Annotated in this window: 15 protein-coding genes; 1 reads left to right on the top strand and 14 read right to left on the bottom strand. The window is 69.9% G+C overall.

Annotation, left to right across the window (positions count from 1 at the left end; translation table 11 throughout):
• Positions 1-5: 5 nt before the first annotated feature.
• Positions 6-881 carry a hypothetical protein gene (locus JM949_RS01020; protein WP_203146573.1) on the bottom strand — a complete coding sequence of 292 codons (876 nt, stop codon included), beginning with the start codon at positions 879-881 and terminating at the stop codon, positions 6-8.
• Between the two features lie 4 nt (positions 882-885).
• Positions 886-1,401 (bottom strand): hypothetical protein, encoded by a 516-nt coding sequence (locus JM949_RS01015; RefSeq protein ID WP_203146572.1) that lies wholly within the window; start codon positions 1,399-1,401, stop codon positions 886-888.
• Between the two features lie 57 nt (positions 1,402-1,458).
• Here JM949_RS01015 and JM949_RS01010 point away from each other — a divergent pair, with 57 nt between their 5' ends.
• Positions 1,459-2,031 carry a DUF3152 domain-containing protein gene (locus JM949_RS01010; protein ID WP_203146571.1) on the top strand — a complete coding sequence of 191 codons (573 nt, stop codon included), beginning with the start codon at positions 1,459-1,461 and terminating at the stop codon, positions 2,029-2,031.
• Positions 2,032-2,036: 5 nt separating this feature from the next.
• On the opposite strand, the gene JM949_RS01005 is transcribed toward JM949_RS01010, so the two are convergent.
• The 12 genes from JM949_RS01005 to JM949_RS00950 form a co-directional block, all read right to left on the bottom strand.
• Positions 2,037-2,750 carry a hypothetical protein gene (locus JM949_RS01005; protein ID WP_203146570.1) on the bottom strand — a complete coding sequence of 238 codons (714 nt, stop codon included), beginning with the start codon at positions 2,748-2,750 and terminating at the stop codon, positions 2,037-2,039.
• Positions 2,750-3,868, bottom strand: a complete 1,119-nt coding sequence (locus JM949_RS01000) for a DUF5047 domain-containing protein (protein WP_203146569.1) — start codon at positions 3,866-3,868, stop codon at positions 2,750-2,752. The genes JM949_RS01005 and JM949_RS01000 overlap by 1 nt, the downstream gene beginning before the upstream one ends.
• Positions 3,865-5,151, bottom strand: a complete 1,287-nt coding sequence (locus JM949_RS00995) for a hypothetical protein (protein WP_203146568.1) — start codon at positions 5,149-5,151, stop codon at positions 3,865-3,867. Before JM949_RS00995 ends, JM949_RS01000 begins: the two co-directional genes overlap by 4 nt.
• A gap of 15 nt (positions 5,152-5,166) precedes the next feature.
• Positions 5,167-6,543 (bottom strand): SGNH/GDSL hydrolase family protein, encoded by a 1,377-nt coding sequence (locus tag JM949_RS00990; protein ID WP_203146567.1) that lies wholly within the window; start codon positions 6,541-6,543, stop codon positions 5,167-5,169.
• A 3-nt stretch (positions 6,544-6,546) separates the two neighbouring features.
• Entirely contained in the window at positions 6,547-8,424 is a 1,878-nt protein-coding gene (locus tag JM949_RS00985; protein WP_203146566.1) for a hypothetical protein, read from the bottom strand.
• On the bottom strand, positions 8,417-8,875 hold the full coding sequence (locus JM949_RS00980) for a hypothetical protein (RefSeq protein ID WP_203146565.1): 459 nt from the start codon (positions 8,873-8,875) through the stop codon (positions 8,417-8,419). The genes JM949_RS00985 and JM949_RS00980 overlap by 8 nt, the downstream gene beginning before the upstream one ends.
• A 147-nt stretch (positions 8,876-9,022) precedes the next feature.
• A complete protein-coding gene (locus JM949_RS00975; protein ID WP_203146564.1) occupies positions 9,023-9,331 on the bottom strand; it encodes a hypothetical protein in 309 nt (102 codons plus the stop codon).
• Positions 9,331-9,744 carry a hypothetical protein gene (locus tag JM949_RS00970; RefSeq protein ID WP_203146563.1) on the bottom strand — a complete coding sequence of 138 codons (414 nt, stop codon included), beginning with the start codon at positions 9,742-9,744 and terminating at the stop codon, positions 9,331-9,333. Before JM949_RS00970 ends, JM949_RS00975 begins: the two co-directional genes overlap by 1 nt.
• A gap of 1 nt (position 9,745) precedes the next feature.
• Positions 9,746-10,087 (bottom strand): hypothetical protein, encoded by a 342-nt coding sequence (locus JM949_RS00965; RefSeq protein WP_203146562.1) that lies wholly within the window; start codon positions 10,085-10,087, stop codon positions 9,746-9,748.
• Positions 10,084-10,644, bottom strand: coding sequence for a hypothetical protein (locus JM949_RS00960; RefSeq protein ID WP_203146561.1), 561 nt, complete (start codon positions 10,642-10,644; stop codon positions 10,084-10,086). Before JM949_RS00960 ends, JM949_RS00965 begins: the two co-directional genes overlap by 4 nt.
• Positions 10,645-10,674: 30 nt before the next feature.
• Positions 10,675-11,181: a hypothetical protein gene (locus JM949_RS00955; protein WP_203146560.1), complete on the bottom strand. Its 507-nt coding sequence runs from the start codon at positions 11,179-11,181 to the stop codon at positions 10,675-10,677.
• A gap of 146 nt (positions 11,182-11,327) precedes the next feature.
• Complete coding sequence (locus JM949_RS00950) at positions 11,328-14,429, bottom strand: phage portal protein (protein WP_203146559.1); 3,102 nt, start codon at positions 14,427-14,429, stop codon at positions 11,328-11,330.
• Positions 14,430-14,446 lie beyond the last annotated feature (17 nt).

Genomic DNA, 14,446 nt, shown 5'->3' with positions numbered 1-14,446 from the left:
CGACGTCAGGCAGCCAGTCGGCGGACCAGTTCGTCCGCGACCTGCTGCGCCATGGTCGGCGGGATCGCGGCGGCGATCTTCTCCGGCGTCAGCACACCGAGTAGGTCACGGGCCACCGCGGCCTCGTCGACGACGTCCCGCGTGGCCAGCGCGGTGAGCGCGGTCTGGAGCGCGGTCAGCTGCCCTGCGATGCTCGTGAGGGTGGGGTGGTCGACCTGCTTCGCGCCTTTCACGTCGTCGACGCCGCGGGCCAGCCGCAGGTACGTCTGCCCGATCGGGGTCCGCCCGTCGAGCAGCGTCAGGTTCTTGTGCACGGTGGCGAGCCAGTTGTGCTCTTCGGGCGTCATGTCGTCGTCCTCCAGGAGTCCGATGGTCTTGAGGTAGCGGCGGAACAACGGCCGCTGGTCGCGGCCCGCCTTGATGGCGTCGCGGAAGAAGCTGAAGTGCGTGTGCCAGCGGTGCGAGCTGTCCCCGGTGGTGCGCTTGCCGAGGCGGTCCCACCGCTTCACGGTCTTGCCGTCGGGGCTGTAGATGATCTCGCGGATATCCCGGGTGTCGGCCGCGCCGGCAGCGCACTGGCCCACACACCACAGCGAGAAGGTGGCCAGGGTGTGGGTGCGGTCGCCGGCGCGGACCTCGAACTGGCCGACGTCGAGCGCCGCCGCGTCGAGCGTCAGGCCGGCCCGGTCCCGGGGCGACTCGCGCACCGAGTAGTCGTCGGCGTCCACCCGGTCGGAGCCGCAGTGGTAGCCGCCCCGGTGGGCCGGGTCGCCGACGATGCCGACCTCCGCCGGCTCCAGGTCGTCCGGGCCAGGCGCGTTGTCGAGGTGGGTCAGGAGCAGGGAGCGGGCGGCCAACAGGGTGCTCGGTGCGCGGGTCATGGCGTCACGACCCGATCCGGTAGACGACCAGCGTCGCCGAGGACACGGTCGTCGCGGTCGCGCAGTACAGGTCGGCCCTGATCACCGCACCGGCGGTCAACCGGCGGATACCGGCCGCGCCCCAACCGGACTCTCCCGCGCCACCGAACGGGGTGCGGAACTCTCTATTTGCCATGACGACTTGCGCGAACGCCCGCCCGGACTGCCCGTTCGACACCAGACCCTGCACGGTCGCCGCGTACACGCCACCAGTCGGCACGGTCCACTCCGTGGTGTTCGGCTTGCCGAACCCGCCGACGTTGGAGGTGGCCGCCTGCCAGCGCAGCGGGGTGCCCGCCGCCGCGGGGATCGACTGCGGGCTGACCTCGGATGCCGACTCGAATCCGACCATGGCGCCGTCGAGGCGAGCCACCTGAAATTCAGCTCGTTCGGCGAGCGCCTGCGTGGCACCACCAATGTCCGGCGGATCAACCTCGTTCACCAGATAGGGGAACCCGTAGATGGGCGTCGATCCAGGCATGTCACTTCTCCTTGCGCAGTTCCGCTACCGTGGCGCCGAATAGATCGGGAGGCGACGATGCGGGGTGTCATCGGCACAGGCGTAGCCGCCGCGGTGCTCAGTGCGGCGGCGACGATCGTGTGGGTGGACGTGCTCCAGGACCAGCACGCCGGAACCACCGCGCCTGCCCCCGTCGCCGTCTCCTCTCCGACGCCGGTTGTCTGGTACGCGCCGCCCATCGTCGAGGTCGCTAAGGATGTGGACGTCGACCAGGCGGAGGTCGCCGCTTTCGTGGAGCGGGTCGTCAACGACCCGCGCGGCTGGCGCACCGACCTTGACCGGTTCACGTTCCGGATCGTGAAGCCGGGCTACCGGGGCACCTACGGCTTTGGACAGGACGTCGGCAGGGCGTTCGTCGGCGAAGACCTGGCGGTGATGACCGCCGACGCGTGGGTGCGGGTAGGAACAACGTTCGGGGCGACCGGGGGCACGCTCAACGACCAACGCACCCAGGTTCTGTTGCACGAAATGGGTCACCTGCTCGGCCACTACAACCACACCGAGTGCCCCGGGTCGGGGCCGGCGCCGGTCATGCGCTCCAACACCTACGGGCTGGGTAACTGTGACCTCAACGTGTGGCCAAATCCCTGACCTGGTCATAGCGGGAACACCACCAACACGCGGTCACTGAAGTCGGCAACCGAACCGTTCTGTGCGCCGTACTTCATTGTGAATGTGGTAACCCCCGGATTGAGCCCGGCGAGGTAAAACGTCGCCCCAAACTGGTCGACACGGAAGGTGCTCGGCGCACCAGTGTTCATGCCCATGTTGATGGACCGCTGTCCGGACGTGGCGATGGTGTTGGCCCCGGACGCCACGAAGGACGCCTTGCAGCCGCCCGTGGCGGTGGCCGTGGCGTAGCCCATCTGCGAGCTGAGGATGACCAAACATTTTCCCGTGGCCCGAATCGTCACGGTCGCCGAAGGCCCCACCGTCGCCAAGTCCCCGTACGTAGTGGAGGCGGTCGACTGCTGGGTGGTAACGACGCCGACGGCGATACCACTGGACACCTGCGACAGCAGAGATTCAGCAGCGGGGGTACCGGGCATGGTGACCCGGCCGAGGATCATCCAGGAGTTGGCCGACGTCCCGGTGGTCAAGATGCCCACCACGTCACCGGGAGCCAATTGAAGCGCGTCGTTGTTGGTGTTGAGGATTGGCAGATTCTCAATAAGCGTCCCGCCGACCTCGACGGTGTTCTCAGCGTTCAGTGCGTTCCACGCGCGGAGAATGCCTTGCCGGTAGCCGAGGCCAGCCGAGGGCTGCTGCGCCAGCAGTGGCGTGAGGTCGTCCGACCCGTAGGTGGCCATCACGCGCCCCCGAGCAGCGTGGTGGTCTGCTCTCGTGTCGCCGCCGAGATCGGCTGCTCGACGGTCAGCGGCACGGTCAACCGGTCGATCACGTGCACCTCAGACCGACCCCGGTACCGCAACCGCACGGTGTCGAACGGCTCCAGGGCCGGGTTGGGTACCGCCTCGAAGTCGACGCTGTACGGCAGCCCCAGCTCAGCCATGAGCAGCGAAGCCGCGGCGGTCCACGCCTGTCCGTCGGTCGTGATGAACGGGGACGAGTAGAACCGGGGGACCTTGCCGAACCGGCCGCCCCACTGAGTCGGCGAATCGCGGGTGGCGTCGACAACGAGGGCCCGCGCGGGGGCAGCGGTATCTGCGCCCTCGCCGCTCGCGATGACGCCGTTGTGCGCACCCACGCGGGTCAGCCGCCGCCCGAGGTCCAGGAGTACACCGAGCTGCCCGTGGCTGGCTTCCCACACCGGTTCGGTCGACAAGGGCGGGGTGCGCACGACCAGGACGCCCCGGTGGTCCCACCACCAGATTCGTCCGACGCTCTTGACCAGTTCGGCGCAGGCCGCGTACCGGTCTTCCTCGACGAGGATCTGCCGGCCGATCGCCGCGTCACGGACCCCGGTGCTGTCCCATTCGATCGTGGCCCACGGGTAGATCTCGGTGATCAGCGCGGAGAGCAGCGCGCCGCGGGTGGTCGAGGCCGCGAACTGGCGGGGTGCGGTAAGCCGCCCCTCGACGATGCCCGCCATACGGTCCTGACCGAGGACGCGGATCGGCCCGTCCGGGGCGTCGTCCTGCTCGGTACTGTCGATCCGGTAGTAACCCAGGGACACCCACTCCGTCAGGCCGATGGTGTACCGGATGCCGCGCCGGACGAAGACCTCGTTGCCGTACGGGGCGAGTAGGTCAGTGGCCCGGACTGGCCACAAGGTGCCCGAGGTGGTCAGCTCCAGCGTTGACCGGACCTGCGCCGTGCCGTCGAGAGTGACGTCGCCGTCGGCGATCGTGATGTCGGTGCCCGTCGGGGCGACGCCGGTCTGGCCGGGTGCCACCACGGTCGCGGAGAACACCGCCTCGTGCGAGCCGCGGATCGCGTCGAGGAAACGCTCGCTGACGGGCCTCACGGGACGATCACCTCCGTCGGGTCGCCGATCAGCTCCATGACGGAGAGGCAGGTCGGGTGCGCGGCCAGCAGCGCCGCGCACGTCGCGTAGGTGTTCAGGACGGTTTGGCAGGTCGCGGTCGCGCCCACCACGTCGGCAGTCGGCGCGGCCACCTCAGTGCACGGCAGCTCGAACACCCGGCGGGGACCGAGCCGAGACGTGCGGCGCTGTCGAGTGTCGCCCACGTGCACGTACCCGGCGGGGACGTCGGTGCCGGCCGGCGCCTGGACGAGCAGGACGTCCCCGGAGGCCAGGAGCAGGTCAACGTCTCGGGCGGCGGTGGCGTCGTTGGTGAGGACTTCGAGGGTCCATCGGCGGGAGCTGCGTACGTCGGTCACGGCGACCGGGGCGGTGCGGCCGGGCACGGTGAACAGGCCGCCGCGCGCTGGCCGCTCGATGTCGGAGTAGTCGAGGACGGTCACGGCCCGGTTCAGGAACGGACGGCTGACCGACTTCAGCCAGACGTGGCCGGCCAGGTCGGGAGTGATCGCACCGGAGAACACGGGGGTGCCGCCGATGACGACGAAACAGGCCTCGTCGACGAGCATGGTGTGGCCCACTGGTGGCGTTCCGCCCATCGAGGCGGCGACGAACGTTGCTTGCGTCGCGCTGGCCGGGGCTTGCCCGGTGACCTCGAAGTACGTCCAGACGCCGGCGGCCAGGGCCACGGTTGACCCGAGCGTCTGGGAGAGGATCCCGCCCCCGGCGTCCCGCCAGATGATGGCGATACCGGCGGTGCGGGCGACCGTTGAACGCAGCCAGGCGGCCCCAACGTAGAAGTTCGCGGCGGTGACCGGGCCGTTCGCGACGCGCGCCTGCACAGTCGCGGTGGCCCCGTCGGGGGTGAGGAGGAGCGACGCGACGCCCTCGTGTGGGGTGCTGGTCGACCGGGCTACGGTGCCGCCCACCGCCGTCCACCCCGAGGTGTCCGTCTCGATGTAGGGGTTGCTGTTGCGCGACGCGCCGATCTCGAAGTCGTTCGCCATGAACGCGCGGACCCGGTACCAGTTGGGGGTGTCGGGGGTGAACTCGTAGTCCGAGAGGGTCACCCATCCGCCGGTGGTCGGGACCACCTCGGTGCCGCCTCGCACGGTGACCCAGCGGACCTGATCGGTGGACCGCTCGATCCGCGCGTACGCGGCCGGCGACGGGATCTGCACGGACAGGCGTACCCGCGACAAGATGGGGTCGTAGGACAGGCCGGCGGGGGCCGGACCGGAACCGCTACCGGCGGGCACGGGCATCGTGCGTTCCCCCTCTCATCGGGTCACGACCGCGGTAGCGATGTGGTCAGCGATCAGCCCCTGGCCCTTGTCCGTGTTGTGCGCCTCGTCGACGTACAGCCCCAGGGCGGTGGCCTCAGCGGTGCCCTGGTCAGGGATGCGGGAGCGCAGGTCGAGGGTGGTGATGTCGGGGTCGGCAGCGGCGATGGCGTCCATCTGCGCCAGGTACGCCAACCAGGTCACCTCGGCGGCGCTGCCGCGCTTCGGCAGCTTGAGCAGCAGGATGCTGCCGGTCCACCCGGCGGTGCGGGCGTTGGCGATGAGCAGCTCCAGGCCGGCCTTGAAGGCGGCCGGGGTGGTGCCGGTGGTGGAGTCGTTCGCACCCCACGCCAGGACCAGCAACCCTTTGCCCTCGACCGCACCCAACGCCCCATGCCACAGGTTCGAGCCGGTGAACGTGGCGAGGGTCGCGCCCGACCTGCTCGCGTCGAGGACCCGCACGCCGCCGGACTCGTCGCCGTGGTACGTGACCAGCCCTTCGAGCAGCACGTTGCCCGGCGACGCGGTGGTGGTCGACGACCGTTGCACCAGCACCGTGTGCGCCCCGGCGGTGAGTGCGCCGGAATCCCACAGCAGCACCCCGCTGGAGGTGGACGCCGCGGCCCCGTCGACGACCACCTCGGCCGCCCCGTCGAGGCGGATGCCGTACTTCCCGACCGCCGCACCCTTGGTGCCGTACACCTTCGCCCGGCTGCCCGTGAAGCTGAACGTCACCGACTCGCCTGCGGGGATCACCGCTGAGCGGAGACCGAGGCCGTGGTCCGACTGGGTCACCCCGGCCGTCGCGGTACGCGGGTAGTCAGCGGGGATCGGCGACACCCGGGGTGACGCGCTGATGTACGGGTACGCCGCTCCCGCGACGCCGGCTGGTTGGAACCGGGAGCGCAGCTCGGATTGCAGCACCTGCAACCACCGGCGGGTCACCGAGGTGGCCCCGTAGCCCTCGCTGATGGAGTCGCCCATCACGACGACGGAGGCGATCGACCCGTACCGGCCGGCCAGGGCGGCGTACCACCGACGCAGGGCCGGGTTGTGTCCGACGTCGAGGCTCTCGATGAGGCCGGTGGGGTCCGCGTCGATCGGGAAGATCGGCCCGTTGCCGACCCGCGCCCACAGCCGGCGGACCCGGTCCGGAAACCAGATCAGCGACAGTTGCCCCACGGTGTCCGTGGGCACGATCGACCCACCGACCGCAGGGCCGGGTGCCGTCGACCCGTCGTAGGAGCGGATGTCGGCCGGGACGGTGCCGGCGGCGTCGGCGTAGATGACGGCGGTACGGTTCGCCGCGGGCGCACCGGTCACCTGGTCGTAGCAGTACCGGGTGGCGGCGGACGGGCCGAGAGCGCGAGCCACGGCTTACTTCCCCGCCCCGGCGCCGACGCGCCGCTTTAACGCCCTGTCCCGCTCCCGCAGTTGGACTTGCACCACCCGCACGACCTCGCCCCCGATTTCGATGTGCGCCTCCAGCACCGTCGGCGCGGCCGAACCACCCCCGCCACGGCCGTCCCACGCGACGTCACCACCCAGCCAGTCCCGGACCACCGTTTCGGCGATGCCCCGCGACCGACCCAGGTCGCCCCGCCGTGGGATGAACGCCTCCCCGCCGGTCTCCCGCTCGCCGTAGAGCACGGTCGGGCTGGTGGCGAAGTGAGCGCCGATCGCGCCGCCGCGGGCCATGGCGTAGTCGATGCCACCCCACCGGCGCAGCTGCGTACCCTGCCCGACGATCCGGTGATCGCCCTGCGTGTTGACCCTGACGGTGTAGTTGATGACGGTGCCGTTCGCCTTCTTGACCTTCTTGGTGAAGGAGTCCAACCGGGCGGACGCGGTGGCGGTGTTGACGTTGACCGGGATGTTCACGCCCTTCGGCATGGTCAACAGCCGATCGGCCAGCTCCTGCGCTTTCTTCCGCGAGTTGCCGGCCTGCTCCGCCATCTTGATCAGGGCGGCGCGGTTCGTGGAGTACGCGGCGGAGGCCTTCCCGGCGCCGATGCCGCTCTTCTCACCGGCGGCCGTTTCCTGGTTGAACGCGTCCGCCATCGACAGCAGCGCCGACATGTTCTCGTCGGCCCGCTGCCGGTTCGACATCTTGGCCTTGCTGTTCTCCTTGATCGCCTCGGCGGCCTGCCGGGTGGCGTCACGAGACGCGATCTGCGCCCGGGCGAGGGAGATGTTGCCGTTGGCCAGTTCGTCTGCCTGCTGCTTGGCGTTGGTCATCCCGGCAGCTGCGGCGTTGGCGTCGCCGGCCAGTGCCTGGAATCCGCCGGCGAGGTTGAACGCGCTGGACTTCGCGCCGTCCTGGCTGGCCGTCATCGAGTCCAGCAGCTTGCGGCCACCAGGGATCTTGGAGACGAAGAACTCGAACGCCTCGATGAGCAGGTTGAGCGCGCCGCCGACACCGAGGATGGTCAGCTTGACCAGCCCGAACACACCCTTCAACGCGAGGGCCATGGAGTTGCCGTTGTCGGACAGGTCGCCGAACACCTTGCCGACCGAGGCCAGGATCCCCTCGACCCCCTGGCCGACCTGCGTGATGATCGGCCCGGCCTTGGTGATCGCCTTGGTGATGCCGGACAGGGCCAGTTGCGCGCCGCGCCCCACCGACCGGGTCAGCCCCGGCAGCCACGTGGCGGACACGTCGAAGATCCGCTTCAGGTCGGGCAGCATCCCCTTGAAGGCGGACCGGGCCTCCTTCGTCGCCTCCAGCGTGGCGGGCACGAACCGGCCCGCCGCCGCCTGGAGATCCGCCCCCGCTTCCTTCCCCAGGTCGTCGAACGCACCCTTGACCCGGGCGTCCTTCGACGCGATCAGCACACCCCCGACCAGACCGCCCAACCCGGCGCCGCCGACCACCGCCGCGCCGACCGCCGGAGCTGCCGACACCGCCGCACCGACCAGCACCGCCGACACGGCCAACGCAACCTGCGGGCCCGCCGCCGACACAGCCTTGACGACGCTGCCGCCGACCGCGCCACCCAGCTCGGCGGCCTTACCCAGCCCGTTGCCGATGCCCCGCGCGAACCGCTTCCCCGCGCTGTCACCCGAGTTGGCCCACTTGCTGGCCGCGCCGCCGAGCTTCGCGATTCCCCGCCCCCACTGGGCGACGCCCTTGTTGAGGCTGGCGGTCATCTTGTTGGACTGGTCGGTGGCCCGCTTCAGATTCCGCTCGACCGACTGGATACCGGGGCTGGTCTTGTCCCGGACGAGGATGTCCGCCTCGACGTCTCTAGCCACGGCGGATCACCTCCAGGGCGTCATCGAGGGCCACATCAGCAGCCGTGCGCCACTGCTCCACCTCGGTCGACGGCTCGGAGAAGAACCCCGGCGTGACCGTCTGGAAATGCCAGCTGGCAGCCGTACGGTGCCCCCACGACGGCGCAGCGGCCCGGCCCTGGTCGATACGCCGCAGGTCGACCTTCGGGTCCTTGTCCGGGTAGCCCTTACGCCGACCGACCAGCTTGACGCCGGCGGCCCGCCCCTGAAGCTTCACCCGGGCCGTGACGCTGAGCTTGGACACCCACTCGCCGAACCCGCCGCCCTCGGGCAGCACGGCCAGGGCCCGCTTCCGGATGAGCTTCCGCACGGCGGGGACCGGCTTGCGGAGTTCGCGTGACAACCGGTTGGTGACCTCCTTGCGGCGGTCGAAGTTACGGAGGTCGCGGATCAGGTCGTCGATCGAGCCCATCCCCTCACCCCCTCGCCGCGCGGCGCCTCGCCGCGGCTTCCTCGTGCAGCAGATCGGAGAGGGTGGCCACATCCCTCGGATGCCAGTTCTCGAGACCGGCCGGCCCCGTCAGCGGTTGACCCGTACGCCAGGCCAGCACGACAAGGTCTAGGCGGACGGAGCCGGCTGGCCAGGGTCCTCGGCATCAGCCGGCACAGCCGACTCCTCGTCGTCGGGCATGTCGATGACCTCGACACAGGTGGCGTCGAACTTGGGCCACGTCAGCTTGGTTTCGCCCCGTCGGGTGAGCACCGACCAGGCCATGAACCGGTAGGCCGTCGAGATCCGCGACATCATGTCGACCGAAGAGCAGCCGAACTCCTGGACCTCGAAACGGGCGACGTCCCGCTGGTCAGCGACCACGTCATGCGTGGTGCCGTCCTCCATCTCGACGCGCAGCTCGAACGTGGTGGCCATCAGGCGCTCGATCCGAACACCGGCTGCCCGTCCACCGGGAACGACAGCTCCTGCTCCAACCAGGAGCCCTGCTCGCCACCGAACGCCGGCATCAGGGCGGTGATGGTGAAGGTCGCGGTCTTCTGCCCCGTGCCGGCCTTCGGCTGGAGGACGACTTCGAGCTTGCCGCCGTTCGCGGCCCGCAGCGCCTCAGCCAACCCGCCAGCAGTGTTGATCTGAAGGCCAGAGGTCTCGAAGGTCCACACCGGGGTGTCGACGTCGGTGATGACTCCGTCCGGTACGAGCGGCCGGTAGGTGGAGACCGGCTGGTCGGGCACCAGTCGCGCCACCCGCAACTGGTTGGCGTACTCCACTTCGTCGATGGTGACGATGGCGTTCCGGAAAATGTGGGCGCCCGCAGCTGGCCCTGTCATGTCATTCGCTCCTCATGGTGATCTGGGCGGCCAGCAAGTCGCCGGCCTCTGTGGTCACAGCCACCGGCAAGATCTGGTCGACGAAACCCACCGGCAGCAGCGCCTCGACGAGTTCGTCGACGTGGGCGTCGAGCCACTCACTGGCCTTGACCTCGTCCGAAGGGATGATCACGAACACTCGCCACGTCGCCGTGAACGAGTAACCGCTGGCGCGGTCGAGCGGGCCGAGGAGCGGCCAGGCATCCCCGGCCGCGAGAACCGATGGACGGCTCGCGTACCCGGTCACCCCGTCGATGGTCGACAGGACGGCGGCGATGGCAGCGCGGTCTCCGACGAGGCTCATCCGATCGGCAGCCGTCTGTGCGGTGCTTCCAGGCGGCGGACCTCCGGGTCGCGGCCGGGCAGCACAGTGGATCCGGTCTCGGCGTCGCCGCGCAGTACCGCGAGCGGCACACCCCGCAGCGCCAGGTTCCGCGCGACGCGGCGTAGCAGCGCCTCCCGCAGGTCCGGCGGGTAGATCGCGCCGACCCGGCACACCGCCGCCTGCGCGAACGTCTCGGCCGCCAGGGCGTCGCCGACGGTGTCCTGGGTAGCGCTGATCTGGCCGAGGTAGGCCACGACCTTCGGCACGTCGAGCACGGGCCCGGCGGTGACCTCCAAGGCCTGCCCGGCGAAGTCGACCACTGCCCCGTCGAGGCTGGCCCGGGCCACATGCCGGCCCGGCTCCGTCACCTCGTACGAGGTCTCCCACCGGCCGGCGCTGGTCTGCTCCGGGGTGACCGGAACCGGGTCGCCGGTGGGAGGGGTGACCACCACGCTGGGCGCGGTGTCAGCGTCGACGAGCAGCTGCCAGACGCCACCAACCGGCAGCAACACCGACGTCGACGACACGGCCCGCATGATGGTCACCCCCTTTCCCCTCCGCCCGGATTACTGCTTGTCGCGCGCCGGTGCCTGCTGCTTGGCCGGCGTCTTCGCGTGCTCCTCGGCCGACACCGCCCGCGGCTTCTCGCCGGGCTTGCCGGTGCCGAGCTGCGGGGTACCGGTGAACGGCGACGTCGTCTTGCCCGTCGCCAGCAACTCCTGCCGCTGCCCCTCGGACAGGCCGAACGACGGCTCGACCGGCCGGTTGGTCAGCCGGCCCGCCGCGCGGAGCCGCCGCTGCACGTTCTCCGGCACGGTCGCACCGCCGAAGTTGAGCGGCTTACCGTCGGCCAGGGCGTCGACCAGCGCGGTGACGTACGCCGGTTCGGTCGTCGAGCTCGTCGACGTCTTCGGCCTGGTCTCGCCCTGGTTGAGCAGTCGCTGGCGCTCGGCCTCCAGTTGCGTGACCACGCCGCCAACGCGCGTGTTCTCGGCTTCGAGTTCGTTCGCCCGCTCGGTCTCGGTGGCCAGCTGCTCGCGCAGCTCGGCAACCTCGGCCTCCAGCGCCTTCACGCGGTCGTCGGCCGGCTGCTCCGGCGACGGGGCCGGCGTGGTGTCCGTCTTCTGGGTCGGCGGGGTGCTCTGCGCCCCCGCGACCGCGATCCTGCTGGCGCCATGCGCGCCTCCCTCTGCTCGTCTCGGTCAGTCCGGTCCGGGGCTTACGGGGCCACCGGGTCGTAGGTGATCTCGCGGACCCCGGCCAGGTCCGAGATCGCGGTGGCGCCGTAGCCCCAGATTGCGATCTCCACCGACTTGACCTGGTATTCGAAGTCGAGCCGGTTCGGCGCGGACGCCCAGCCGTGCACGCTCTCCGAGTCGAAGAGGTACGAGCTGGCCACGACCGCGCCAGACGCGGCGAGCGCCCACGCCGGCAACGCGGCGATGCCGTTGATGTCAAGCGCCGACCAGCGGGCCCGGGCGGCGCCGGACGCGTTGGCCGGGCCGAGAGCCGGGTACAGCTTGCGGCCGGTGGAGTCCTCGGCGGCCGCCAGCGCCTTGTAGAGGTCGACCTGGGTGAACAAATTGTCCATCGAAAATCCGCCCCGCACGAACTGGAGCAGCACCAGGGCCGCGGTCAGCTCGTCGTCCAGGACGTCGTCCTTGACACCAGCGGTCAGCGCGATGGCGGTCGGCGTGGCCGCATCGAGCACGGCGACGGCGCGGGCCTCCAACGCCTCGTACCAGCCCTTTTCCATCTGCCGCCAGATCAGGCCAGACACCTGAGGGTTGCCGCCCTGGTCCCAGACCTCCCTGGTGATTTCCGCCTTGCCCGACACGGCGGCCGGAGTGACGGTTTGGCTCGTCACGGTGAAGGTTCCCGGGGTGGGCTCGACGCCCTCGGTGTGGTTGTTGACCAGGCCGCTGGCCGAGTTGAACTTGGGGAAGACGAACGGGGTGACGTCGGTGAGGGTGCCCTTGTTGATGGCCTCCCAGACCGGGTACCGGTAGGTCCGCTGGTCGACGTACATGTCGGGCCGCTGGCGCGACGGGTTGAGCGCGCCGGTGTCCGCCCGGTCGGTGTCGAAGGCCCGGCTGACGTCGAACCGCTCGCTCACGACGGAGAGCGCCCGGTCGTAGGCAGCCTTGTCACCAGACTTCAGCCCAGCGATCAGGTCGGAGCTGAAGTCGTGGCTGCCACGCATGATGTTGCCCTTGTGGTCGAACCGGTACGGCGCTGGCTCGGTGACCGAGGCGGTCAGCGCGACGGCGCGAGTCGGGTCGACGGTCTGCCGCTCGACGACCGGCGGCGCCGGATTGAACAGGGCAGCCAGTCCGCCCGGCCGGGCGGCCAGGGCGAACAACTGCTCGGCGGTCAGCGCGACACCGGTACCGCCGGTGGCCGCAACGAAGGACGCGAGCTGGTCGATGCTGAGAGTGACGCCCGGCTGCGCGGCAGGCGGCGCGGCGACCGTCTCGGTGGCTGCCGGCTGGGTCGGCGCGGCGGCCGGTGCGGCGGGAGCCGTGGTCGGCTCGGTCATGGTCTCCGGCATACCGGACTCCTTTGCAGATCGGCTCGCGGCCACCTTGGTCACGCGGGCGTCGTCGAACGCGGGCATTGGCGTGGTCGACGTCTCACGCCAGCTGGCGCGCTTCACGTCGTAGACCTGGTCCTTCTCGTTCCACTCGACATCGCCGGCCTTCGGATCCATCGAGAAGTCGACGCCGATCGACAGGCCGTCGTACAGGCCTTCCTTCGCGTCGTAGAGCAGCTGGTCGCGCTCCAACCGGGTAGCTGATCCCTCGGGACCGCCGAGCACCGAGAGCTTCACGATCGGGCCGGCCTTGGTCTCCTCGACCGACAGCGTCACGCCGACCGGGGTGTAGTGGTCCTTCAGGTGCTTGATTCGGCTCACGTCGCTGTACTCCAGCGACCCGGGAAGGAACCGGAACTTCAGCCCGTACTTGCGCGCCACCGCGTTGTACGGCACCGCCATCCCGGTGATCGTCCGGCTCTCCAGGTCGACGGTCGGCGGAGTAGCTGCCGCAGCGAAGTCGAACGTCGCGAACGTCATCCCCTTGGCCGGCTCGTCGTCAGCGAACGTCACGCCAGCCGGACGAAGAGCGACGACATTCCCGGGCTTCGCGGTGCGCTTGGTGCCGGCAGGCAGCGGGGGCTTCCGCTCGGCGTCCCGGATCTCCTCGGTAGTGATCACATCCATGGTCTTCGCCTTCTCGTAGACCTGCCAGCGGGTCAGCGGGTCAGCCCGCATGTAGTCGTCCAGGTCGAACCGGACCAGGTGCCCGGGCCGAGTGACGTCGCGCATCGACAGCCGGTCAGTGATCGCGGACATGAACGGCGACAGAACGTCGTTGATGCGGTCCTGCCGCCGGTCCGTGTCGTTCTGATAGGTGCGGCTCGTGGTAGATATCCCGAGGTCCTCGGGGTCAAGGCCGAGAGCGTTGGCGATGTCCAGCGCAGCCCGCTTCTGCAACTCGACCAACTGGAGGTCGGCGGGGGTGGGCTGGTCGACGGTGTTGTACTTCAGCGCGGCCGGCACGTAACCGGTGGCCCGTGCCTTACGCGCCGTGATCCACTTCCGGATCATGTCCTCGACCTCGTCGTCCGTGACGGGGTCGGCGTCGAGCGTCGGCGTGAAGTAGTCGAGGGGCCTCGGGTCGTCGGCATACAGCGCGGCGGCCTGGTCGAGGAGGATGGCCCGCCGAATCGCCCGCCCGGCCGTCTTGAGCAAGCCCGGGTTCGGTGAGTCGAAGCGGATGATCTTCGACGCCGAAACCTCTTCACCGGCGACGTACACCACTGCTCCGCGCGGCTCCTCACCCGACGGCAGCGGCGCCGGTGGCTGGCGGTTACTCGGCGGGTTCAACGACACGCTGGTGACGTCCAGGTGCCGTGCCGCCGTCGGGAAGCCCTTGTCGGTGCCGTCCGTCGTTTCGGTGATCCGCCACCAGGAGATGCCCTCGAAGAGCAGGTCTTCGATTGTCTGCGCGAGGGTGACGACGTTGGGCACGTCCGGGTCGATCTGCTCCAGCAGCGGCAACGGCTCGACCTGCCAGTTGCGGGCGTACTGCACGAGCGGAAGCGTCGAGATCGAGCAGATCAGGTTCCGTCCCCGCAGGACGGCCGGCACCGAAAGCGCCGACTGTCGACTCACCTTCGGCGCGATGCCTCCGCCCATCATCTCACCGATCACCCGATCGACCGGACGGGGCGGAGTCTCGTCGTCGGCGTCGAACTGGGCGTACCCGGGCGGAAGCGAGGGCAGCCGGAACAGCTCCCTCACCTGCGCCCACAACCCCATGACCGGCAGATTACTCG

Origin of the sequence: Micromonospora tarensis (assembly GCF_016803395.1) — a bacterium.
Classification (GTDB): Bacteria; Actinomycetota; Actinomycetes; order Mycobacteriales; family Micromonosporaceae; genus Micromonospora; species Micromonospora tarensis.
The sequence above is the reverse complement of the archived record's forward strand: the minus strand, read 5'-3'. Positions and strand labels throughout refer to the sequence as shown.